Raw genomic sequence first — 21082 nt, forward strand, 5'->3', positions numbered from 1 at the left:
AAACGTAGCGTATAAATAAACGCTAACTTTTCGGATTTAGCACGAGCCGAATTTTTATTTTTTATGTATAACTTTTACTTTCTAAATATACAAAAATAAAAATTTGGCGTACTTTGTAAATAAGTGAAAACCTCTCGAAAAGCCTATAATATCTATGTTTTATACACGTTGTGCCTGTTGCACAAGTTAGCGAAAAAAGTCGTTGAAGATCATTGCCGATCAGGATAACGATCGTAACTTTAGTTATGCAAGGCAAGAAAGACTATCAAGAAAAACTGTTCGCCAGTTTCCAGCTGAGCGAACGGATCCCGAAGAACAATTTTTACAGGCGTTTGAAAGGTGCCATCGATCTAGGTTTCCTCTATCCCCTTACCAAGGGTTATTATGGCGGGAGCGGCCAGAAGAGCATCGACCCTATCGTATTCTTCAAGCTTTGTTTGGTGGGTTATCTGGAGAATGTCATCGGCGACCGCAGGCTGATCGATCATTGTTCGATGCGCCTGGACATTCTATATTTCATCGGTTACGACATCGACGAGGAACTACCCTGGCACAGTACGATCAGTAGAACGCGCCAACTGTTCCCGGAGTCCGTCTTCGAGGAGACCTTTACCAAGGTGTTGGCCCTGTGCGTCGAAAAGGGAATGGTGAGCGGTCATACGCAAGCTATCGATTCCGCCCCTGTCAAGGCAAATGCGAGTATGGACACCTTGGAGCTTAAAGTGCCGGAGGCGGACTTGGACGAACATTTGCGAAAGGTACGCGCCATTAGTATAATGGACAAAGAAGTGCCCCATCGCAAGAGCAAAGATGATAAGTCGGACAGGGGGCAGCGCAGTATAAGTGCAAGTGAAAAAGAGCTAAATGCAATTAAGGGCCGCAACAAGAAATGGGCGAAGGACCAGGACCAGCGCCCGGGCGCCGGCAACAAGGGTTCAAAATATACCAGTAACAAAACACATTATAGCCCCACCGACCCCGATGCCCGTATCAGCGTAAAACCGGGCAAGGCCAGAAAACTGAACTACCTGAGCCAATTGAGCGTCGATACCGCGAACCATGTGATCACGGACATCAGGGCCTACCATGCGGACGGGAAGGACAACCAACAGTTGCCGGATATCATAAAAAGGTTGCAAAGACGTTTATGGCAACAAGGCCTGGTCTTCGAAAACTGTGTAGCCGATACGGGTTATAGTAGCGGCGAGAACTATGCTTTTTTGGAAAGAAGGAACCTGAAAAGCTTCATTCCGCCACATGGCACGTACAAGGGCGGCCCCGACGGTTTTATCTATAACAGGGCCCAAGACCACTATGTCTGTCCACAGGGAAAGGTGATCCCCTTCACCAAGGTGTTCCTGGACAGCCGTGCCAAGACCAAAAAGAAGGAGTACCGTGCAAGAAAGCATGTCTGTACCGATTGCCCGTTGCGTAGCAGTTGCCTAGGGAAAAGTGCACAGGAGAAGAAGTTCTCGGTCACCTATTATAGGGAGGAGTACGAACGCAATAACACAAGGGTGAACGGCCCACAGGGCGGGTACATGAAGGGCAAACGGCAGAGCACGGTAGAACCCGTTTTCGGTACCCTTACCCAGTTCATGGGCCTGCGAAAGATCAATACCATTGGGCTAAAGCAGGCCAACAAGGTGATGCACCTCGCGGCGATAGCATACAATCTCAAAAAGTATCTGAAATTCGAACAAAAACTGGTCAAGAGCGGGGCAGGCCGACTTGGCTTAATGGCATTTGTGGAAAACTCCTTTGAATGCCTGTTCAGCGCTTTTACAAGGCACCAAAAACTGGCTTCCCATTTATGACCTGACCCGAAAAAAGCCTCTTAAAGAGGCTTGAACGGATCCGTTTTTTATAAACTAACCGCTTGTGCAACAGTTACCCATGTTAGCTGTAGTTTTTACTTTTTTACCACGAGAGTTTTAGCGATTATATCACCAACTCTCTGTTTTTTGTCAGTCGATTTTACAACGATAAATGCAACTAATCCAAAACACCAGCTTATATCTATAATGTCAGAAAGTCTTCTTTTAATGGTTTGCCCTATAGTCAATTCTTCTCCGTTTTCCGCAATAACTTTAAGTCCAACCGTCCAATGTCCCAAAGTCGAACAAAATTTCCATTCGCAAATCGGCAAATACAAGAACCAAAATAAAAAAGGAACTAGCCCCTTGAGTCCACTTACTTTAACTCCACCGTCCTCAGAAGGTTCACCTAATTGGTACATATAAACAATAGTAAAGCAAAATATCAGAATGTAATCAATTAAAGTAGCGACAATGCGAAGTCCGGTATTTGATTCGTAGGTCTCTTTATTCATAAAGGTTTGGTTAAATTACAGCTAACGCCTAAGCTATGAGTAGTGCGGGAGCAAACTTGCGCTTACCATTCCGTTTTGCCCATAGCAAAAGCTTTTAGCCCGCCCGTACCGAACGGGTACGTTCGGGCGGGTTTTGATTTATTTTTTATTCTCAGAGCAAAATCGGAAAGATTTTGCGCCCTTATAAATATAGATAAAACTTTGAATTGAAGACCAGGGCCCGCATTACTTCATAGGTTCTGTTGCCCACAGTTATTTTTCGGTCAGCTTCTTTTTGAGCTTTTTAAATGTCACCCAATCGTTTGAGGGATAATCTTTTATAATAAAACTTGAATCGCTGGATATAACCCTATTTACTATTCCTGCGTGAGAGAAAGAAGAGCGATTATTTATTTTCTTTTTTACAAGTTCCACAATCGCTTTTTCGATAAGGTCGATTTCCACATTATTTAACTCAATGCTATCAATCTTAAGTTCCAGCATTTTATATTCATACCATTTTTTGGGTTTTTCATTTTTTTTGGGTGGCATTGGTGGCTCATAAGAACCTAAATATTTTGAATAATCAGCATAAGTTTTTTTGCCGTCAGAGTAAACTAAAATCACATCCGAGTCCCCGCCCCATTCTCCATATTTATCATCAGTATGAGCAAGTTCAAGTTGATTCCATTTGTCGATGAAATCCAATGAAATATTCATTTCGTTTTTTACCTCACTATTTGATTCGTTTTTATTCTCATCAACACAACTGACCATAAAAGGAATAACCATTATTAACGTCAAGGCGATTTTTTTCATAATTGTGGGCAACGGCCCAGCTATGAGTAGTGCGGGAGCAGAGAAGCATTGTCCATTCCTGCTAGCACCAAGCCAAAGCAATTTGTTTGTGTTTATTTTTTAAATTTCAAATGCCAAATCAAACTGATTTGGCGCCCTTATAAATATAGACAAAACCCAGAATAAAACACCAAAGCCCGCATTACTTATAGGTGCTGTTAGCATACGTTTTTTCTATCCGCGATGTATTCAGCGATATCGGATAGATGTCCAAAATTGTATTCAGCTATATTCTCAGGTGTTTTTATTACTTCTAGGTAGTCGATGTCAAGAGTAGTAGATTTTTCTCCCAATATAGTGTCCAAAATTAGATACGTTCCATTTACGAAGATTTCTTCTTCAGATTCTTCAAATTCAGGATAGCAAATATTTAGTCCGATTGAGTTTGGATTTGATTTAGAGTTTAGAGGAATGAAAATGATTTTTTCAGGGTCAAACTTTTTGCCTCTATAGTCAAGACTAAAACCTTTTCCCATAGCAGGCTTGAAAGCTATAATCTCCCAACTTTTATAATCCGGAGCACAACTAGTCAATTTCTCCACCGCAGGAAAAAATTCCATTTGTCCTTCTGCAGAAATTATTAGTTCCACCTTTTCATCATCTTCATGTCCGCCAATTTCGAAATAAATATTTTCGTTGAACTTATGTAATTCAATCAAAAATTCATCTAGTAAATTTTCCTTTTCTTCTCCGTCAATTTCCGATAAGAACAAAAATCTATTTTGACTTTTCGTAAACCAAGTCCAAAACCTTTCAGCCTTTTCGTCCTCCGTTAAGTTTTGCTTTTTTTTGAAGATGTTTTTGATTCTCAATATCGATTTTTTAAATGTATGCTAACAATTGTATATAGTCACTAGTAACTATATTTCTATTTTGTCCACACCACTAATCTAAGGGATTTTTGATGTTCTCAAAAGTATTTATTGCCACATGAGTGTATATTTCCGTTGTTTTGCTAGAACCATGGCCCAAGAGCACCTGGATCCTTCTTAGGTCGACCCCGCTTTCCAACAGGTGGGTGGCAAAACTATGGCGCAGTACATGCGGGGTAACGTTCTGGGCGACCCCTGTCTTTTCTGCCGCCGTTCGTACGATCTTAAGCACGCTTTGCGGGCTGTACCTTCGCCCCCCGCGTCCTTCGAACAGATATTCCCGTGGCCTCCATTCCCGATAATAGGTGCGCAGGTCTTTCAGTGCCGTATGCGATAAAAGGGTAAACCTGTCTTTGTTGCCCTTTGAGCCTTTCACCCGTACCAACATCCGCTTGCTATCGATATCGGCCGGTTTCAGGCGCAGCAGCTCACTGCGGCGTAGGCCCGAACCGTACAACAGCTGCATAATGCACCGGTGCTTGATGTTGTTGGCGTTTTCGATAATGGAAAGCACCTCTTCCTTGCTGATGACGGTGGGCAACTTGTATTCCTTTCTCGGTCTTTCGATCTCATAGAACCGATTGGGCATGCCCAAAACGACCTCATAGTAGAACTTGATGGCGTTTATGGCCTGGTTGAGATAGGAGTTGGATACGTGCTTATGAACCAGTTTTTGCAAGAATGCCCTGATATCACTTTCGTCGATGGAACTTAGTTCTTTTTCTTTATAATGGTTGATGAACATTTCAAAAAAGGAGACATAGGTGCGAACCGTATTGTCGGCATAGCGCTTCAGCTCAAGTTTCAAGAGATATTCCTCGGGGCAGTACCTATATCCGGCCACGTGCTTCCTTTTCCTGAACCACTGTACATCGACCACTTCGTTAGCGGTATGTATGGGCCTGTTGAACAGGAACCGATTATAGTTTATCCAGACATGGCCCTTGAAGGTATTGAAAATAATGTCGAGGTTGGCTTTGGTATTAACAACGTAGGCCATATGATATTCTTTGCTCCACTTTGGGTTTGGAAGCCCTTTGATCAGGTCTTGAATAAGCCTATCGGGCGCGAACTTGATACCTATCATCTTTTGGCCGTCGATCATCAAATGATATAACGAAATGGATTTGAACGAATTCATGCGACAATTTAATTGGGATATGGGATTTAAAGGGTATTTTAAGCTCATAATATACGTTTACAAATGTTTGCAAATAGAAAATGCCCCATATGCGGATCTCCTGTAAAGGGAAGGTCAGATAAGCGGTTCTGTTCCACAAAATGTAAGTCCATAAACCAATATGAAAACCGTGGGAAGACCGAAGGGTTTTACCTGAAGGTCGACAGGCAATTGCGAATAAACCGAAAACTCCTTAAAAAATACAATAGGTCAGGCTACACCACCATAAGAAAATCGGAATTGATAGGGGAGGGGTTCGACCCCAAGTTTTTCACGCACTACTGGAAGAACAAAAAAGGGGACGTATACCTTTTCGTTTATGAATACGGGTTTTTAGGAAAAAAGGCCAATGACAAGGAAAAATTCGTATTGGTCATGTGGCAGGATTATATGGAAGGCTAAAGCTTATTTTGTATTATTTTAAAAGCAGTAGGCGCAGACAATGCTCATTCACTTTAAGTACGGTTAACTTGCAGATATCCGGACAGTAAAAATACCCTTTGATTATCTGAAGTTGCTCCGTGGTATGCCTTTACAAAAATGAGTTTCATATTTTTCAGTTGGCCAGTTTCAGGAACTCTGAAGAAAAATAAACCCACCAAAATTTCACCATATCACCCTTGCCAGTATAGATTTTAGGGGGCGAAAAATTCTTGTGTTTTGCCAAATCGTGTTCTAAAACGTGTTCAAAAGTAATTATTTCATTAAAAGAAGCCATAAAAAAACGGTTTAGAGTGAACTAAACCGTTGATTTTGGTGATTTTACCTGTGTAGCGAGAGGGGGACTTGAACCCCCGACCTCAGGGTTATGAATCCTGCGCTCTAACCACCTGAGCTACCTCGCCGAATACGTTTTCAATAGATATCTAAACTATAGTGAACAACGTGAATTCACTTTGTCGTTTTAACTTGTCCCTGACCTTAAAAATAGTGTCATTTAAATTGGACAACTTGGCGGCAAAATCAAAATAAACGACTTGGCCTTCTGTTTAAACGGCTGCAAATATAAAATTTAATTTCCGTCCCATCAACATTAGTAGATTAAAAAATATTCTTATGTAAATATTTTTTTATCATATTTAAATATATATATTGCCCATTGTAAATACCTTTTTGAATGAATGATAAAATTAAATTTGAACTTGAGTTCGTAGTACAGTCATCGCCACAAATGTTATATCAGTATTTGTCTACGCCATCAGGGCTGTCAGAGTGGTTCGCCGACAACGTCAACTCTAGGGGTGAAATATTCACTTTCATTTGGGATGGATCGGAAGAAGAGGCGAAACTTTTGAAACGAAAAAGCGACGAATTTGTAAAATTTGCATGGGAAGAGAATGATGATAATAGTTTTTTCGAAATGAAAATAATTGTCGATGAAATCACAAAAGATGTTTCCCTGTTCATAACTGATTTTGCCGATGAAGATGAAGTAGACGAAGCTAAGATGCTTTGGGAGAATCAAGTTTCTGACCTAAAACAAGTATTGGGCTCTAAATAGTAATCTTTTTGAATTGATAATATAGGGCCTTGATTTATCAAGGCTTTTTCATTGCCCATATGTATCGTTTCTTTATGAAATCTGTATTCTTGATTTGTTCGAGACCCTTTATGGCAACTACGCTGTCGGGCATATAAATAACATGAAAGAATAATCATAAAGAGGTTTATTTTAAAAATACAAAATGAAGATGAGCGGAGAGATTAATTTTAATGGAGACTTGCATCCGCAAGGGTCGTTTTATTTAAATCATAAAAACCGTGGGTTACGCTATGGTGATGGTGTTTTCGAGACACTTCGTGTGATACATGGGAAATCAATGTTTTTAGAAGACCATTACCTTCGGCTTATGGCTTCTATGCGTATTTTACGCATGGAAATTCCCATGAATTTTACCATGGAGTTTTTAGAGGAAGAGATCTTGGGAACACTGCGTCAAAATTCGTTGCTCGACAAACCGGCGAGAGTACGTTTAAGTGTATTTAGAAACGATGGTGGGTTGTATACCCCGCTGACCAATGAAATCTCGTACATCATAGAAGTTGCTGCATTAGACGCTGTATTTTACCAGATAATCGACGGGAAATATGAGGTTGAATTATTCAAAGATTTTTATCTCAATCCTGATATGCTCTCTACCTTAAAGACCAATAATAAAATATTAAACGTAGTCGGCAGTATCTTCGCCAAAGAGAATGGGTATGAAAACTGTTTGCTTTTAAATCGAGATAAACAGGTAGCCGAAGCTATAAATGGCAATATTTTTTTGGTCAAGAACCGAACAATTAAGACACCTCCACTAAAAGACGGTTGTTTGAATGGGATAATCCGAAAAAAAATTATTGAAATCGTAACTAAAACGGAAGATTATAGTTTAGAAGAGACATCGATCTCGCCATTTGAACTACAGAAAGCAGACGAACTATTTATCACGAATAGTGTAGTAGGTATTCGCCCCATAACCAAATATCGAAAAAAGGAGTTCGAGAGAACGGTAGCATCACAATTGTTGGGAAAACTGAATGCTTTGGCCAGACTGACTTAAAACCAACCTTTTTTAGGATTGAATTGATCGCCAAATAGGCTCTTAGTTTAAACTTGGGTTTTCCGGGGCATTGGACCACAAGAGATAATTTCCGCCCAATTGCACCATTTTTTCTTTCCAAAAGGCATTAGAAGATTTTTGAATGATGGCACTTTCATAATCATTTTTAACAACGACCCATGATTTTGAAGTCAATTCTTGATTCAATTGAAACGATGACCAACCAGAATAACCCAAAAAGAACCGTATATCATCTTCTGAAATAACTTTTTGATTGATCAAGTTGACGGTATCGTCAAAATCACCACCCCAATAAATGCCATCCGATATTTCAATGCTATTGGCAATAAGATCAGGAACTTTGTGAATGAAATAAAGATTGTCTTGCTCGACAGGGCCGCCATTATAGACTTGAAAAGGGGTCTTTATCTCTGTAATGAGGTCGCTAATCGTGTATTCCAAGGGTTTGTTGAGTATAAACCCCACAGAGCCTTCTTCATTATGTTCTGCTAAAAGTACAACTGACCGATTAAAAGAAACATCACCCGTAAGGGTGGGTTCAGCAATTAGAAGTTTACCTTTCTCTGGTTTTAAAATCACCATAATAAATGGACTTGTTGTCTCTAAAATAAGACAATTCTTATTAAAAGCAAAAAGGAGGGTAAAAAAAAACGTCTCGGTTAAGAGACGCTTTTTCAAGTATTGATTACTTAAGACTAGTTTACTGAATTTGCCAACTCAGAACCCGCTTTAAACTTTACTACGTTTTTAGCTGCAATTTGAATAGTTTTTCCAGTTGAAGGGTTTCTACCTTCTCTTGCGTTTCTTTTTGATACAGCCCAAGATCCAAAACCGACCAAAGATACACGGTTTCCTTTTTTAAGCGAACTTTCTACATTTCCCAAGAAAGATTCCAAAGATTTTTTTGCTGCTGCTTTAGTAATGCCAGCATCTGCCGCCATTGCGTCGATTAATTCTGTTTTGTTCATAATGTAAATAAATTAATTAATTGTTGTTAAAATATTAAACCTTAAACAAATTTATATGGATTTCCCTGCAACGCAAGTAAAATAGGGGGAAATTGCCATTTTTGTTGATAACTTCAGGTGTTTGTTGATAAAGTAGGGTTTTTTTTACGTTTCTCGCAGCCCAATGATAATGGGGGTTTAGGCAACATGGGCTGATTTTGATAAATTCAGTCCATTTAAAACCTCGCTGGTCTTCATTCTTTTTTTTCCGGGTAATTGAATTTCAGTGGGTAAAATAAACCCATTTTTTACAGCAATTTTTAGTTCTTTTTTATCAGAAATAATCGACCCTATGGCAAACTGATGGTTTTCTTCAATTTTTGTGGCACCATATATTTTGAGAAAGATATTCTGGTCTTCATTCACCAGTGTTGTCCATGCAGCGGGGTATGGGCTAAGCCCTCTAATATGATTGAATATCTCTTGTAGCGATTTTTTCCAATCGATTTGACACGTATCTTTATGAATTTTATGGGCCGTTTTTAATTCGCCCGTACTTTTTTGTTTCCTTTTCCGAATACTTCCATTTTCTATTTGAACAATAGTTTTTAAAACAAGGTCGGCTCCCAAAATCATTAGTTTGTCATGTAGGGTGCCCGCGGTATCAGTTTTATCGATGTAAGTTTTTTCTTGTAAAATAATCTCGCCGGTATCAATCTTATCATCGATAAAAAAAGTAGAAACACCTGTTTCGGTCTCCCCGTTGATCAAAGCCCAATTGATGGGGGCCGCACCCCGATAGTTGGGCAAAAGCGATGCATGTAGGTTAAAAGTACCATGTTTAGGCATGGCCCATACCACTTTTGGTAACATACGAAAGGCAACGACAATCTGTAGATTGGCTTCGAGTGACTGAAGTTCTTTTAGAAAGACCTCGTTTTTGAGGTTGGTCGGTTGTAGAATTTTTAGCTGTTGTTCGAGAGCATATTTTTTTACCGCTGATTCTTGTAATTTTCTTCCTCTGCCCGCAGGGCGATCAGGTGCAGTGACCACACCTACAACGGCATGCCCCTGTTCGATTAAGGCCGCTAAGGTCGCAACCGCAAAATCGGGAGTACCCATAAATACTATTCGCAATTTTTCCATTTACTTTATACTTTTAACTAGTTGTTTTTTTATGCGTTCACTTCCTTTTTCAAACAATATTAAAGAAAGAGGGGTATGAGCTTTACAATGTGTATCATGCACGAACGAGTTCGTACTCGTTTTTTGTATTTATTTCAATCTTTCCAGTTTCTAATAGTTGTTTGATTTCATCAAGAATGGCATATTCTTGGTGATTGATAATGGCAATCAATTCACGAGAGGTTCGGTTCTTCGCATTTAATGCCGATAAAATGGCTTCTGAAATCGATTTTACCATTATGGTTTCCGTGTTCGATTGGTTTATACATACGTCGCAAATGCCGCAATCCTTTCCATTGTTTTCACCAAAATAAGTAAGTAATTGTTTGCTTCTGCATACGCGATCATTCTTGGCATAGGCCAACATGTATTCGATCTTATCGGCCTTAAGCTGTTGTTGCTGTGTTATTTTACGGGCAAATACGTTGATTGTGCGGTCGTCTTCCCTTGGCACTAAAAAAGTGATGCTCAGATCATTTTGTTGGGCAACATACTCAATAATACCATCGTCTTGTAATTGTTTCAAGACGATATGTATCTTTTCTTCGGGCACGGCAACTTTTTTTGAAAGCAACGTAGTGTTTATTTTAGTGTCATAATCGAAAATACCCCCGTAGGTCCTAAGTATTGTCTGTATGATGGGGGCGATGGTTTGGTGTTTTTCCAAGTAATTGAACAACTGATTTTTGGTTGTTACAAAACGTACAGTTGTTTTTTTCGAAAAGGATTCGGATAATGAAATGACCGAATTTTGATCAAGTATGCGCAAGGCATTGTAGGTCATCAATAAATTCAAGGTATAAGTATCGCAAAAGTGATTAAAGTTCAGCTGAAACGTTTCGTCATGCCCTTCCCCATACGAAATCTGAAAATAGTTGTTTAGTCGCTTATATATCTCTTTTAAAAAGGGAACATCGGGTAAAACACCTAAATATTGACTTCTTACCTGCGATTCATCGGCCCTATTGGTTAAAAGTACAGCCTTGGCGGGTTCCCCATTTCGACCGGCACGGCCTGCCTCTTGAAAATAATTTTCAATACAATCGGGAATCTGATAATGAATGACCAACGCTACATCTGCTTTATCGATGCCCATGCCGAAGGCATTTGTCGCCACCATGACCTGTACGTCGTTTCGCAGCCAGGCGTTTAGTTTTTTTTCTTTGTCTTTTTTGTCGATACCTCCATGAAAATAATCGGCGGAACAATTGTTTTGATTTAAATAATTGGCCAATTCTTGGGTAAGGCGCCTGGTTCTTACATATAATATAATACTGTTGCGAACTTTCGAGCAAAGAAGCTTTACCCGATAGCGTTTGTCTTCGCTCCATAAAACATGAAAGGCGATATTGGGTCTTGAGAATGAATCTTTAAAAATAAGCGGGTCGGCAAACCTTAGATTTGAGACAATATCTTGGGCGACCTGTTCCGTAGCTGTGGCGGTCAATGCGATTATAGGTGCAGAGGGTGAGAGTTCACGTAATTTAGAACATTCTAAATATGCGGGTCGAAAATCATGTCCCCATTGTGATATGCAATGCGCCTCATCTATGGCAATAAGGTTGACATTCATTTGTTGTATGCGTTCTTGAACTATTTCTTGGTGCAGTCGTTCAGGGGACAAATACAGAAATTTATAATTGCCATATACGCAATTATCAAGTAGATTATTGAGTTCGCTAAAAGGTATACCGCCCGTAAGCGCTATAGCCTTAATGTTACGCCCTCTTAAACTATCAACCTGATTTTGTATCAAGGCAATTAAGGGTGATATCACAATACAAATACCTTCTTTCGCCATGGCAGGAATTTGAAAGCATAGTGATTTGCCTCCCCCAGTAGGTAAAAGCGCAAGTACATCCTGTGAGGCCAAAACGGCCTCGATAATTTCTTGCTGTGACCCTTTGAATTCCGAATAGCCCCAGTATTTTCTTAGAATCTCCTTTGGGCTTTCTAACATTATGTTTTGTTTATCCAATCTAAAATAAAGGCTACCCGACCTGCTACACTTATTTTGGGAACAATTATGGGGTTATACCCGAAATCGCTATAAACTTTGGCGAGACAGGCATCGATTTGCAGCGATTCTTCAAAACTTTCGAACCTTTCGGTATCTACCGTATGTATCTCTTGCCAGGGGGGCATTAGAAATACAAGGTCGTATACAATCTCTTTTCCCGCTCGTTCAAATATGTCGCCGTATTGCTGTCCGAAACATTGCATATACCCCATAACATCAGGAATGCCCCTGTCGAAAAAAACTATCGCTTCTTTAGAGTCAGCAGCGAATCGGTATTGTGCTATACGTTGTTCAAGTAGATTGAGATTAAATTGTAACGGGTCTGGAACCGAGATTATGGGGTTTGTAGTGAATGCCTCGGCATCTTCTTCAAAAAGCTTATCGGCCGTCATTTTACGTACGACCTCCTCCATACAAAGGAAACCTTGCTGTTCAAGTTGTTGAATGACCGAAGTTTTTCCTGTACTTGGGCCTCCTGTTATGACAATTTTTTTGTGATTCAATAGTTAAGTATATAATAAGTGCAAAAGTAATCAATAGCGGTTAGGTTAAAAAATTGTGGTTTTAGCTTTATCTTTGATAAAAACAATGACATGGAATCTGAAAAATCAGAAGAATTTTATATAAGGTTGAAAGCTCAGCTGGAAGAGAGCACTAGTTGGCCCTCAGATTATTTGTATAAGTTTATTGTACTGACGGATGTCGAAAAAATTAATAGAATCCACGATATTTTTAATAATACAGGAGCCGTAATAGAATCGAAAAAATCAAAAAACGGAAAATATACCAGTCTTTCAATAACAGTTAACCTAAAAAATGCCGAAGAAGTGATCGCAAAGTATAAGGAAGTAGGGCAAGTAGAAGGGGTAATATCCTTATAAAATAGTTTTTAACCTAAAATTTTCTTATTTTGCGGTCTCTATAGAGTACTTTCCAAGATATATTTTAAGCATAAATACTTCAATTTGAATTTAGTAGAAAACCTAGAGTACAATACTGAGCGTCCTAAGCTCATTATACCGGAATATGGAAGACATTTTCAAAAAATGGTCGACCATGCCGTATCCATTAAAGATAGTGCAGAACGAAATAGGGTTGCCAAAGCCATTATAAGTGTTATGGGCAATTTACAGCCCCATTTAAGGGATGTTCCCGATTTTCAGCATAAACTTTGGGATCAATTATTTATCATGTCCGATTTCAAATTAGACGTAGAATCGCCCTTTCCGATAACATCGAAAGAAGTGTTGCAACAGCGACCTGATGCACTGGAATATCCTCAGAACTTCCCGAAATATCGATTTTATGGCAATAACATCAAAAGAATGATCGATGTTGCGGTAAAATGGGAAAAAGGAGATATGCGTGACGGACTTGAATATGCGATCGCGAATCACATGAAAAAATGCTACCTCAATTGGAACAAAGACACCGTTGATGATAAGGCCATTTTTAAACACTTGTATGAATTGAGCGATGGTCAGATAGATCTGGCTTCAGATGGTGAAAACCTGACGGATAGTGGACAATTTCTAAAAAATAGGGGAATTAAGTCTACACGTAGCAGCAATACGAATTCCGGCAAGAAAAATCAAAGAAACAATAACCGCGGTAAAAAACGCTACTAATATTCTCAATCTTTCATGGGAACATTTAAAATTGAGGGAGGTCACCGACTTTCAGGTGAAATAACTCCCCAGGGCGCCAAAAACGAGGCATTGCAGATTCTCTGCGCTGTTCTTTTAACCCCTGAAAAAGTAACCATTCACAACATTCCCGATATCGTAGATGTCAATAAACTTATTGCGCTATTGCGAGATTTAGGAGTGAAGGTTCAAAAGGAAAAAAAGGGCTCTTATAGCTTTCAGGCCGATGAAATCGATTTAGATTATCTGCAATCGGCTAAATTTAAAGAGGATGGAAGAGGCCTTCGCGGGTCGATAATGTTAGTAGGACCTTTACTGGCTCGTTTCGGCAAAGGGTATATACCAAAACCAGGGGGTGATAAAATAGGGCGAAGACGTTTAGATACCCATTTTGAAGGATTCATCAACTTAGGCGCCAAATTTAGGTACAATAGGGAAGAGCATTTTTATGGTGTGGAAGCGGAAGAACTAAAAGGCACCTATATGCTTTTAGACGAGGCTTCGGTTACCGGAACGGCAAATATCGTCATGGCGGCCGTATTGGCTACCGGAAAAACAACCATATACAATGCCGCATGTGAGCCTTATCTTCAGCAATTATGTAAGATGTTGAACCGTATGGGCGCCAAAATTTCAGGTGTTGGTTCTAATTTATTGGAAATTGAGGGCGTCAAGCAGCTGGGGGGTACAGTACATACCATGCTTCCTGATATGATTGAAATCGGAAGTTGGATCGGGCTTGCGGCAATGACCAAAAGTGAACTGACTATAAAAAATGTAAGCTGGGACGATTTAGGTCAAATTCCGACAATTTTTAGAAAATTGGGTATTACCATCGAACGAAAAGGTGATGATATTTTTATTCCCGAACATGTTGACGGGTATATCATTCAGAACTTTATAGATGGGTCGATTCTTACTATTGCCGATGCCCCATGGCCAGGGCTTACTCCCGATTTATTAAGTATCATCTTAGTGGTGGCAACTCAAGCCAAAGGTGAGGTTTTGATTCACCAAAAAATGTTCGAGAGTCGTTTGTTCTTTGTTGATAAATTGTTGGATATGGGAGCCAAAGTCATTCTTTGCGATCCCCATAGGGCAACGGTTATCGGTCACGACTTTAAATCTACACTAAAGGCAACCACGATGACCTCTCCTGATATTAGGGCGGGTGTATCGCTTCTAATTGCGGCTTTATCGGCCAAGGGTACTTCGGTTATTCATAATATTGAACAAATCGACCGGGGTTATGAAGATATCGATACCCGATTAAGAGCCATCGGTGCCAAAATCGAAAGGCTCTAAGCGATGTTGTTTTAATTTATTCGGTTAGAGAAACAAAACAAGCAATAGATTCATACCGATTAATGAAGTCTGAATTTTTCTTTTTCACCAGTTCTTCAAAGGAACAAGTGTAGGACGAGAGGCCACCATTTCTAATGTTGAGCGTTGTTTACCTCGATCCAGTATCCCTCTGGATCCCGCAGGTAGATTTGACGCACCCCGTCGGCACGTAGGGTTACGGCATCTTTTTTTCCGGGCCAGTCTTCGTACGAAATATGGTGTTTCTTTAAATGTGATATAAACGCATCTAGATCAGGCGTAGAAAGGCATAAATGCATTGATTTATGTTTTTTCATTTGTACCGTATCCTTATAGATTAAATGCAATTGTGAATTTCCTTGTACTTGAAACCAACGGAATCCCGGTGCTTTTGTCGGATGCGGGATTTCTTTAAGTTTTAGCACATCAGCGTAAAAATCACCGGAAGTCTTTAAATCGTTTACAATAAGCGAGGAATGATCTATCTTAAAATCAAATTCCTGCGCAGACAGGGTTAGACAGGATATTAGGAAGGGCAAAAGGAATACTTTGTTCATAGTAAACAATTTTTTTTGAGTTTGGAATATAGGGTTTTTGAGGCTAAAAGAATCAATTCTTTTTCATGTTTTCATACAACAGCCCTTTGACGATCAAAAACTGCGCTGTGGCGTAAGTTCCCATCACGGCAAAAGATGACCAAGGTACGTCGAACATAAATTTATCTATCGCAAGCAGGGTGTCGGAGGCCATAAAGAAAAGTGCACCCAAAAACACGAGGTTAAAACTGATCGCGTTTACTTTTTCACGACGACCATATGCGGAAACGGCCATAACCAAAATTGCCAAAATATAAATGATTACAGGTAATTTGAGTTGGTCTAAACTGCCTTGGAGCAGTACGAATAAGGTCGCTCCGTACCCCAAAAAAAGTAGCGTAATCAACCATGAACCCAAAGATTTTTTGCGGCTCGACTGTTGTAGGAAGACAATGGTATATAAAATGTGGGCGAATAAGAATGAGACGAGTCCGGAAATGAAATAAAGGTTTGACCCATGGTCGAATATTAAAAAAATATCGCCCAATAATGAAAAGAATAAAGCAGATAAGGTGAGGTAATAGGTTGATTTTGTCAAATGCTTACCATTGCCAATAAAATAAGCGATTAAAGCGATTAGTATCATCGGTTTCGTTATAAAACGAAAACCGGAAAAGGCACTCGCCCCGACAATACTGTCTGAAAGCACAAGAAAAATAAACAACCATATGAAATATGTAGGGCGAAAATGCATTATAATCTGGTTTTTCGATTGCTCATTACAGTTATAAAAAGTGGAGTTTGTAATGAATCGATGCGATTATATTCTTGGAACGGCCTTCTAGTTTTAGCGTACATGTCAATAATTTAGAATCTCGCAAACTCAATGTGACTCCCGTATATTTTTTATTTATCGGTCATTTAAAGCCTTGGTTTTCAGTCTGTAGCGTAGTTAAAACCATGGTGTTCGGTCTTAATGGTGATAGAGATTCTTATTCCCGATATTCTGGCCGAACGTCTTTGTGGTTTGCAAAACAGACATTGCTGTCTTCCGATGCTTTTTCCAAATTAGGAACGTTCAATTGCCAAGATACTCCAAACTTATCTTGTACCCACGCATAGCATTTGCCGAAGCCATAATTATCGATGGGCATCAATATTTTTCCATTTTCAGAAAGTGCTATAAAAACGCGACGCAGTTCTGAAACTGATTCCATGTCTATGTACAAAGAAAAGGATTGGGTAAATCTAAAAGCGTGTTTTTCTAAACTATCACCGCACATAAACTCTTGTCCGTTTAAGACAAAAGAAGCCCTTAGAATGTCAGTTTTGTTATCCGAATCTTTCTTGCTATGATGGTATTCGACAATGGAAATGTGTGAATTGGGAAAAATGGAGAGATAAAAATTCATGGCACTTTGAGCTTTGCCATTGAATAGTAAGAAGGGGGTAATTTTCTGATACATTTCTGATCCCATATCACGCATTGAAAGCTATTGAATTATGAGTGCCGTCGCAGTAGGGCTTGTTATCGGAAGCACCGCAGCGACAAAATGCAGTAACCTTTTTTTTTGTTTCCATATGACCATTGCTATGGGTCACCTCGAGTTCGCCATGTACCAATAAAGGGCCATTACGAAGGGCTTCCACTTTGGTTTCTACCGACTTAGGGGCGGCTTTATCCGGGGTTTCCTGGGTGTAGCTTAAAGCACCCGATGGACATTTGCCAATTTGTGATTTCAATGCCTCAACTGAAGCATTCTTAGCTTTTATCCATGGTTTTTCATTGGGATTGTATACTTCGGGAAGTGTATTCACGCAAATGCCCGAATGGGTACATAGGCTGGGCTTCCAAACCACGGTCAAATCTTCATTCGTGTACTTCTTGGTAATTTCGCGTTCTGCCATAGCTATTGAATATTAATTCCCTTTAAAACCAGTTTTTTCCATTCGGGATGCCGTTTGATGTATGCGGCTACAAAAGGGCACATGGGTACTAAATCTAATTTTTTGCGCTCAACGTCTTCCAGAGCCTTTTTTACCATGGCCGAGGCAATCCCTTTTCCCTCCAATTTTTTTGGCACTTCGGTATGTGTTAAGTAAATTTTGCTTTTTGCGAGAATATATTCGATACGTGCAACAGCGCCATCAATATGTAATTCATATTGTTTCTCCTCGCTATTATTTTTTAAGTGATAGTTTTCCATAGTGCCAGTAAAGTATTAATTACTTAAATATACAAAATTGACGCTTGATTCTAAACCGGAAAACTGAAAAGAAGTTGGTGATTAGCTAAGGGCTTCTTTGTACACTTTTAAGCAGCGCTCCCGGGCCATTTTATGGTCTACCATTCTCTCAGGATATGCCTCGGGGTCTTGCCATTCGGGAACCCACTTTTCTATGTACTCTTTTTGCTTATCAAATTTATCGACCTGGGTCATCGGATTGAAAATTCGAAAATAAGGGGCCGCATCTACACCACTTCCGGCAGCCCATTGCCAATTACCAACATTGCTGCTCAACTCATAATCGAGTAGTTTTTCTGCGAAATAGGCTTCACCCCACCGCCAATCGATCAGTAAATGTTTGCATAAAAAACTGGCGACCAACATACGCACTCGGTTGTGCATATAGCCTGTGCTGTTGAGCTCGCGCATACCGGCATCGACCAAAATATAGCCCGTTTGGCCGGTCTTCCATTTTTCAAACTCCGCTTCATTGTTCCGCCAATCGATTCGGTCATATTTACTTTTAAAAGCTGCTGAGACCGTTTTAGGGAAGTGCCAGAGAATTTGCATAAAAAATTCACGCCATATGAGCTCGTTCCAGAATGTTTCGTTTTTTTCGGCAATTGCTTTTTTGACCATTTTTCGGATGGAAACTGTTCCGAAACGAAGATGCGGACCTAAATGAGAGGTGCCGTTTTCTTTAGCGGGAAAGTTTCGAGTGAACTCGTAATTTTCAATGAGGGTAGGGGTAACATCGTATTCCGGAACCTTTATAGAAGCCCTTTCAAAACCGATATCGGCTAGGGAAAGGTTCGGTAGTCGACTGTGCGCTATCAAATTTTTTAAGTAGCCACTGGTATAATGAATGATCAAGTGATTATCGGCATTGAATTTCTCTTTCCACTTATTCCTGAAAGGAGTATAAACTACATAGGGTTCGCCGTCAGCTTTAACTACTTCGCTTTTTTCGAAAATAACTTGATCTTTAAAGGTTTTGAAGGTAATATCATGTTGCTTTAAAAATTCTTTAATGAGCGAATCGCGTTCTTTGGCGTAGGGTTCGTAATCGTGATTCGTAAAAACGGATTGAATGTTGTAATCTGTGATGAGTTTCTTAAAAATAGTATCAGGTTTTCCCGAAAACAAGGCAATGGAGCTTCCGAATTCTTTCTGCAGGGTAATCCGCATATCTTGCAATATGGTATGAATGAAGGTAACCCGAGCATCATTTTTGTCAAGGTGGTCTAGAATTTCGGTATCGAAAATAAAAATAGGGAGTACTGGGAAATCACCTTTCAATGCCTGTAAAAAGCCAATATTATCGTCTAGCCGTAAATCTCTTCTGAACCAAAAAATGGAAACTTTTTCCCTCATACTAATTCATGTTTAAAGAGCTCATTCCACCATCGACGTTAAGCACCTGCCCAGTCATCCAATCACTTTTTGTATCCAACAGAAAATGTACCATATGGGCAATATCTTCTGGTTGACCAATACGTTTTAATGGGTGGCGCTGTGCCATGGTCTCTCTTTTCTTGTCATTACTTAACAACCGTTTTGCCAACGGGGTGTCGGTCAAAGAAGGTGCTACCACATTCACCCGAATCTTGGGTGCATATTCTGCCGCCAAGGCCTTTGCAAATCCTTCGATAGCACCTTTCGAGGCAGCAACGCTAGTGTGAAAAGGCATTCCTGTATTGACGGCGACCGTGCTAAAAAAAACCATGCTGGAGCCTTCAGCCATTTGGGGCATAATTGCTTTTAAAACCTTTACCAGACCAAAGAAATTAAGTTGCATGTCATCTTCAAATGTTTTTGTACTCAACATTTTAAAAGGCTTTAAATCGATGCTGCCAGGGCAATAAACAAATCCGTGAATACGATCAGGAAGCAATGAAAGATCTAAATCACCGGATAATACATCAAAAGTGATATGGGTTATGGAAGTCTCCTGCAACCCGTTTTTTGTTCGAGAAGCTACAAAAATCGAATATTGTTCTTGAAGTAGTTCCACTATGGCACGACCAATACCTTGCGAACCTCCTATTAGTAGTATGTTTTTATTCATGAGAAACTAGATTGATTTGAAATGAAGTTCTTGGGTGCCGTTTACATGCTTACCGAACAACTGTAAAAGTTGCTGCTCCCTATAGTAAAATATGAACTCCAGCTGTTTTTTGACTATAGGAGCGTGTGCTAACTGACCAAGAAAGCCAAACGGAAGTTTATAATCGATAAGGTCTTCCATTTCAATACCTCCTTCAATAGGTTTTAAAAAATGTTTATGGTGCCACAGGGCATACGGACCAAATCTTTGTTCGTCAACAAAGTATTCACCTTGCTTCACATGGGTTATTTCAGTAACCCATTTGGTCGAATAAAAAGGAAAAGGAGAGACGCTATAGGTAATAATTTGACCCGCATACATCGGTCTATCCACACCAGAAAGTACGGTGAAATTCATATGCTTAGGCGTAATTATTTTTAGGTTATAAGGGTTGGATAGAAATTTCCATGCTTTTTTTTGGGAAATAGGAAGTGCCTGTTTGGAATGTAGCTGATACAGTTTCATAGCGTATGAATTCTTACAAAGATACGGTTATTTTGTTTAATAAAAAACAATAAAAGATAAACAAAATTACTAAGAGGCTTAGTATTGCCCTTTCTCAATATTCTAATTTAAGAATACATTAACAAATGCAAGAAGGGTTTATCTATAGATTTGTGAAAACTAAAAAACTTAAAATAATGAAAAAATTAGTAGTAGTACTTTGTGCTTTTATGGCTTCGTATGCAATAGAAGCTCAAACTGAAAAACCGGCACCTAGCCCGCTATCAAAATTGGAACAAAAAGTGGGGTTGACCGATGTATCTATTGAATATTCTAGACCTTCGATGCGCGGTCGAACTATTTTTGGTGATTTAGTACCGTATGATAAAATATGGCGCACGGGTGCCAATGCACGTACAAAAGTCACATTCAGCAATGATGTAACCGTCGATGGACAGACTTTAAAGGCTGGTTCTTATGCCATTTTTACAAAACCTGGTCAACAAAATTGGGAGGTGTTCTTCTATAACGAGACTGAAGGAGGAGGCAATCCTGAATGGGACGACAGTAAGGTTGCTGCGAAAACAACTGCACAGGTTCATGCCATTCCTATGCCGATAGAGACATTTACAATTACCATAGATGATTTGACCGATACTGGGGCAGTATTGGGACTTATGTGGGAAAAAGCCTATGTTGGCGTTAAATTCGGAGTTTCTAAATAAAACTGCACTGCTGTCTCATAAGTCACAACTATTACCTTTACGGCATCAACTGTCAAAAACGTATGCTTTGCACTGAATTTGAGTGTGGCGCTCCAAATAATTGATAAGATATTACATTTTTATAAAAGGCCCG

The 21082-nt window shown here is 39.6% G+C and carries 25 protein-coding genes and 1 tRNA gene; 8 read left to right on the top strand and 18 right to left on the bottom strand.

Annotation, left to right across the window (positions count from 1 at the left end; genetic code table 11):
• The first annotated feature begins 245 nt into the window (after positions 1-245).
• The gene (locus AACZ88_RS16575) at positions 246-1817 is read left to right on the top strand and encodes an IS1182 family transposase (RefSeq protein WP_339712497.1); all 1572 of its coding nucleotides are present in this window, start codon (positions 246-248) and stop codon (positions 1815-1817) included.
• Between the two features lie 95 nt (positions 1818-1912).
• Here the strand turns inward: AACZ88_RS16575 and AACZ88_RS16580 are convergent, their stop codons facing one another.
• From AACZ88_RS16580 to xerA, 4 genes are all read right to left on the bottom strand, one after another.
• The gene (locus tag AACZ88_RS16580; protein WP_339712499.1) at positions 1913-2332 is read right to left on the bottom strand and encodes an RDD family protein; all 420 of its coding nucleotides are present in this window, start codon (positions 2330-2332) and stop codon (positions 1913-1915) included.
• A 252-nt stretch (positions 2333-2584) separates the two neighbouring features.
• Positions 2585-3130, bottom strand: coding sequence for a hypothetical protein (locus AACZ88_RS16585; protein ID WP_339712501.1), 546 nt, complete (start codon positions 3128-3130; stop codon positions 2585-2587).
• Positions 3131-3327: 197 nt separating this feature from the next.
• Entirely contained in the window at positions 3328-3981 is a 654-nt protein-coding gene (locus AACZ88_RS16590) for a hypothetical protein (protein ID WP_339712503.1), read from the bottom strand.
• Positions 3982-4054: 73 nt separating this feature from the next.
• Entirely contained in the window at positions 4055-5182 is a 1128-nt protein-coding gene (xerA, locus tag AACZ88_RS16595) for a site-specific tyrosine recombinase/integron integrase (protein WP_339712505.1), read from the bottom strand.
• A 63-nt stretch (positions 5183-5245) separates the two neighbouring features.
• Here xerA and AACZ88_RS16600 point away from each other — a divergent pair, with 63 nt between their 5' ends.
• Positions 5246-5623, top strand: a complete 378-nt coding sequence (locus AACZ88_RS16600; RefSeq protein ID WP_339712507.1) for a hypothetical protein — start codon at positions 5246-5248, stop codon at positions 5621-5623.
• Positions 5624-5992: 369 nt separating this feature from the next.
• Here the strand turns inward: AACZ88_RS16600 and AACZ88_RS16605 are convergent.
• Positions 5993-6066: transfer RNA gene (locus tag AACZ88_RS16605), tRNA-Met, on the bottom strand.
• Between the two features lie 272 nt (positions 6067-6338).
• On the opposite strand from AACZ88_RS16605, the gene AACZ88_RS16610 reads away from it, so the two are divergent.
• Positions 6339-6722, top strand: coding sequence for an START-like domain-containing protein (locus tag AACZ88_RS16610; RefSeq protein ID WP_339712509.1), 384 nt, complete (start codon positions 6339-6341; stop codon positions 6720-6722).
• A gap of 190 nt (positions 6723-6912) precedes the next feature.
• Entirely contained in the window at positions 6913-7767 is an 855-nt protein-coding gene (locus AACZ88_RS16615; RefSeq protein ID WP_339712969.1) for an aminotransferase class IV, read from the top strand.
• A gap of 42 nt (positions 7768-7809) precedes the next feature.
• Here the strand turns inward: AACZ88_RS16615 and AACZ88_RS16620 are convergent, their stop codons facing one another.
• The 5 genes from AACZ88_RS16620 to AACZ88_RS16640 all read right to left on the bottom strand — a co-directional run bounded on the left by AACZ88_RS16620 (position 7810) and on the right by AACZ88_RS16640 (position 12443).
• Entirely contained in the window at positions 7810-8370 is a 561-nt protein-coding gene (locus AACZ88_RS16620; RefSeq protein ID WP_339712512.1) for a YqgE/AlgH family protein, read from the bottom strand.
• Between the two features lie 113 nt (positions 8371-8483).
• Positions 8484-8756, bottom strand: a complete 273-nt coding sequence (locus AACZ88_RS16625) for an HU family DNA-binding protein (RefSeq protein ID WP_339712514.1) — start codon at positions 8754-8756, stop codon at positions 8484-8486.
• A gap of 177 nt (positions 8757-8933) precedes the next feature.
• A complete protein-coding gene (gene fmt / locus AACZ88_RS16630) occupies positions 8934-9881 on the bottom strand; it encodes a methionyl-tRNA formyltransferase (RefSeq protein ID WP_339712517.1) in 948 nt (315 codons plus the stop codon).
• A 94-nt stretch (positions 9882-9975) separates the two neighbouring features.
• Positions 9976-11880 (bottom strand): RecQ family ATP-dependent DNA helicase, encoded by a 1905-nt coding sequence (locus AACZ88_RS16635; protein ID WP_339712519.1) that lies wholly within the window; start codon positions 11878-11880, stop codon positions 9976-9978.
• On the bottom strand, positions 11880-12443 hold the full coding sequence (locus AACZ88_RS16640; RefSeq protein WP_339712522.1) for an ATP-binding protein: 564 nt from the start codon (positions 12441-12443) through the stop codon (positions 11880-11882). The genes AACZ88_RS16635 and AACZ88_RS16640 overlap by 1 nt, the downstream gene beginning before the upstream one ends.
• A 90-nt stretch (positions 12444-12533) precedes the next feature.
• Between AACZ88_RS16640 and AACZ88_RS16645 the strand changes: the two genes are divergently transcribed.
• The 3 genes from AACZ88_RS16645 to murA all read left to right on the top strand — a co-directional run bounded on the left by AACZ88_RS16645 (position 12534) and on the right by murA (position 14891).
• Positions 12534-12821 (top strand): DUF493 family protein, encoded by a 288-nt coding sequence (locus AACZ88_RS16645; RefSeq protein ID WP_339712524.1) that lies wholly within the window; start codon positions 12534-12536, stop codon positions 12819-12821.
• A gap of 84 nt (positions 12822-12905) precedes the next feature.
• Complete coding sequence (locus tag AACZ88_RS16650) at positions 12906-13568, top strand: DUF4290 domain-containing protein (protein ID WP_339712527.1); 663 nt, start codon at positions 12906-12908, stop codon at positions 13566-13568.
• A 15-nt stretch (positions 13569-13583) separates the two neighbouring features.
• A complete protein-coding gene (gene murA / locus AACZ88_RS16655; protein ID WP_339712529.1) occupies positions 13584-14891 on the top strand; it encodes a UDP-N-acetylglucosamine 1-carboxyvinyltransferase in 1308 nt (435 codons plus the stop codon).
• A gap of 131 nt (positions 14892-15022) precedes the next feature.
• On the opposite strand, the gene AACZ88_RS16660 is transcribed toward murA, so the two are convergent.
• From AACZ88_RS16660 to AACZ88_RS16695, 8 genes are all read right to left on the bottom strand, one after another.
• Positions 15023-15466 (bottom strand): VOC family protein, encoded by a 444-nt coding sequence (locus AACZ88_RS16660; protein ID WP_339712532.1) that lies wholly within the window; start codon positions 15464-15466, stop codon positions 15023-15025.
• Positions 15467-15518: 52 nt separating this feature from the next.
• The gene (locus tag AACZ88_RS16665) at positions 15519-16199 is read right to left on the bottom strand and encodes a lysoplasmalogenase (protein ID WP_339712534.1); all 681 of its coding nucleotides are present in this window, start codon (positions 16197-16199) and stop codon (positions 15519-15521) included.
• A gap of 238 nt (positions 16200-16437) precedes the next feature.
• Positions 16438-16932, bottom strand: a complete 495-nt coding sequence (locus AACZ88_RS16670; RefSeq protein ID WP_339712536.1) for a VOC family protein — start codon at positions 16930-16932, stop codon at positions 16438-16440.
• Positions 16925-17353, bottom strand: coding sequence for a (4Fe-4S)-binding protein (locus tag AACZ88_RS16675; RefSeq protein WP_339712538.1), 429 nt, complete (start codon positions 17351-17353; stop codon positions 16925-16927). Before AACZ88_RS16675 ends, AACZ88_RS16670 begins: the two co-directional genes overlap by 8 nt.
• A gap of 2 nt (positions 17354-17355) precedes the next feature.
• Positions 17356-17652 (bottom strand): GNAT family N-acetyltransferase, encoded by a 297-nt coding sequence (locus AACZ88_RS16680; protein ID WP_339712541.1) that lies wholly within the window; start codon positions 17650-17652, stop codon positions 17356-17358.
• Positions 17653-17733: 81 nt separating this feature from the next.
• On the bottom strand, positions 17734-19047 hold the full coding sequence (locus tag AACZ88_RS16685; protein WP_339712543.1) for a deoxyribodipyrimidine photo-lyase: 1314 nt from the start codon (positions 19045-19047) through the stop codon (positions 17734-17736).
• Position 19048: 1 nt separating this feature from the next.
• Positions 19049-19741, bottom strand: coding sequence for an SDR family oxidoreductase (locus AACZ88_RS16690; RefSeq protein ID WP_339712546.1), 693 nt, complete (start codon positions 19739-19741; stop codon positions 19049-19051).
• Positions 19742-19747: 6 nt separating this feature from the next.
• On the bottom strand, positions 19748-20245 hold the full coding sequence (locus tag AACZ88_RS16695; protein ID WP_339712548.1) for an SRPBCC family protein: 498 nt from the start codon (positions 20243-20245) through the stop codon (positions 19748-19750).
• Between the two features lie 176 nt (positions 20246-20421).
• Between AACZ88_RS16695 and AACZ88_RS16700 the strand changes: the two genes are divergently transcribed.
• Positions 20422-20949 (top strand): DUF2911 domain-containing protein, encoded by a 528-nt coding sequence (locus tag AACZ88_RS16700; protein ID WP_339712551.1) that lies wholly within the window; start codon positions 20422-20424, stop codon positions 20947-20949.
• The last annotated feature ends 133 nt before the right edge of the window (positions 20950-21082 follow it).

The sequence above is a fragment of the uncultured Kriegella sp. genome (assembly GCF_963975415.1).
Lineage (GTDB): Bacteria > Bacteroidota > Bacteroidia > Flavobacteriales > Flavobacteriaceae > Kriegella.

Coding starts and splice junctions, on each gene's coding strand:
- AACZ88_RS16575 (WP_339712497.1), top strand. CDS start 246: ATGCAAGGCAAGAAAGACTATCAAGAAAAACTGTTCGCCAGTTTCCAG.
- AACZ88_RS16580 (WP_339712499.1), bottom strand. CDS start 2,332: ATGAATAAAGAGACCTACGAATCAAATACCGGACTTCGCATTGTCGCT.
- AACZ88_RS16585 (WP_339712501.1), bottom strand. CDS start 3,130: ATGAAAAAAATCGCCTTGACGTTAATAATGGTTATTCCTTTTATGGTC.
- xerA (WP_339712505.1), bottom strand. CDS start 5,182: ATGAATTCGTTCAAATCCATTTCGTTATATCATTTGATGATCGACGGC.
- AACZ88_RS16600 (WP_339712507.1), top strand. CDS start 5,246: ATGTTTGCAAATAGAAAATGCCCCATATGCGGATCTCCTGTAAAGGGA.
- AACZ88_RS16610 (WP_339712509.1), top strand. CDS start 6,339: ATGAATGATAAAATTAAATTTGAACTTGAGTTCGTAGTACAGTCATCG.
- AACZ88_RS16615 (WP_339712969.1), top strand. CDS start 6,913: ATGAGCGGAGAGATTAATTTTAATGGAGACTTGCATCCGCAAGGGTCG.
- AACZ88_RS16620 (WP_339712512.1), bottom strand. CDS start 8,370: ATGGTGATTTTAAAACCAGAGAAAGGTAAACTTCTAATTGCTGAACCC.
- AACZ88_RS16625 (WP_339712514.1), bottom strand. CDS start 8,756: ATGAACAAAACAGAATTAATCGACGCAATGGCGGCAGATGCTGGCATT.
- fmt (WP_339712517.1), bottom strand. CDS start 9,881: ATGGAAAAATTGCGAATAGTATTTATGGGTACTCCCGATTTTGCGGTT.
- AACZ88_RS16635 (WP_339712519.1), bottom strand. CDS start 11,880: ATGTTAGAAAGCCCAAAGGAGATTCTAAGAAAATACTGGGGCTATTCG.
- AACZ88_RS16645 (WP_339712524.1), top strand. CDS start 12,534: ATGGAATCTGAAAAATCAGAAGAATTTTATATAAGGTTGAAAGCTCAG.
- murA (WP_339712529.1), top strand. CDS start 13,584: ATGGGAACATTTAAAATTGAGGGAGGTCACCGACTTTCAGGTGAAATA.
- AACZ88_RS16660 (WP_339712532.1), bottom strand. CDS start 15,466: ATGAACAAAGTATTCCTTTTGCCCTTCCTAATATCCTGTCTAACCCTG.
- AACZ88_RS16665 (WP_339712534.1), bottom strand. CDS start 16,199: ATGCATTTTCGCCCTACATATTTCATATGGTTGTTTATTTTTCTTGTG.
- AACZ88_RS16670 (WP_339712536.1), bottom strand. CDS start 16,932: ATGCGTGATATGGGATCAGAAATGTATCAGAAAATTACCCCCTTCTTA.
- AACZ88_RS16675 (WP_339712538.1), bottom strand. CDS start 17,353: ATGGCAGAACGCGAAATTACCAAGAAGTACACGAATGAAGATTTGACC.
- AACZ88_RS16680 (WP_339712541.1), bottom strand. CDS start 17,652: ATGGAAAACTATCACTTAAAAAATAATAGCGAGGAGAAACAATATGAA.
- AACZ88_RS16685 (WP_339712543.1), bottom strand. CDS start 19,047: ATGAGGGAAAAAGTTTCCATTTTTTGGTTCAGAAGAGATTTACGGCTA.
- AACZ88_RS16690 (WP_339712546.1), bottom strand. CDS start 19,741: ATGAATAAAAACATACTACTAATAGGAGGTTCGCAAGGTATTGGTCGT.
- AACZ88_RS16695 (WP_339712548.1), bottom strand. CDS start 20,245: ATGAAACTGTATCAGCTACATTCCAAACAGGCACTTCCTATTTCCCAA.
- AACZ88_RS16700 (WP_339712551.1), top strand. CDS start 20,422: ATGAAAAAATTAGTAGTAGTACTTTGTGCTTTTATGGCTTCGTATGCA.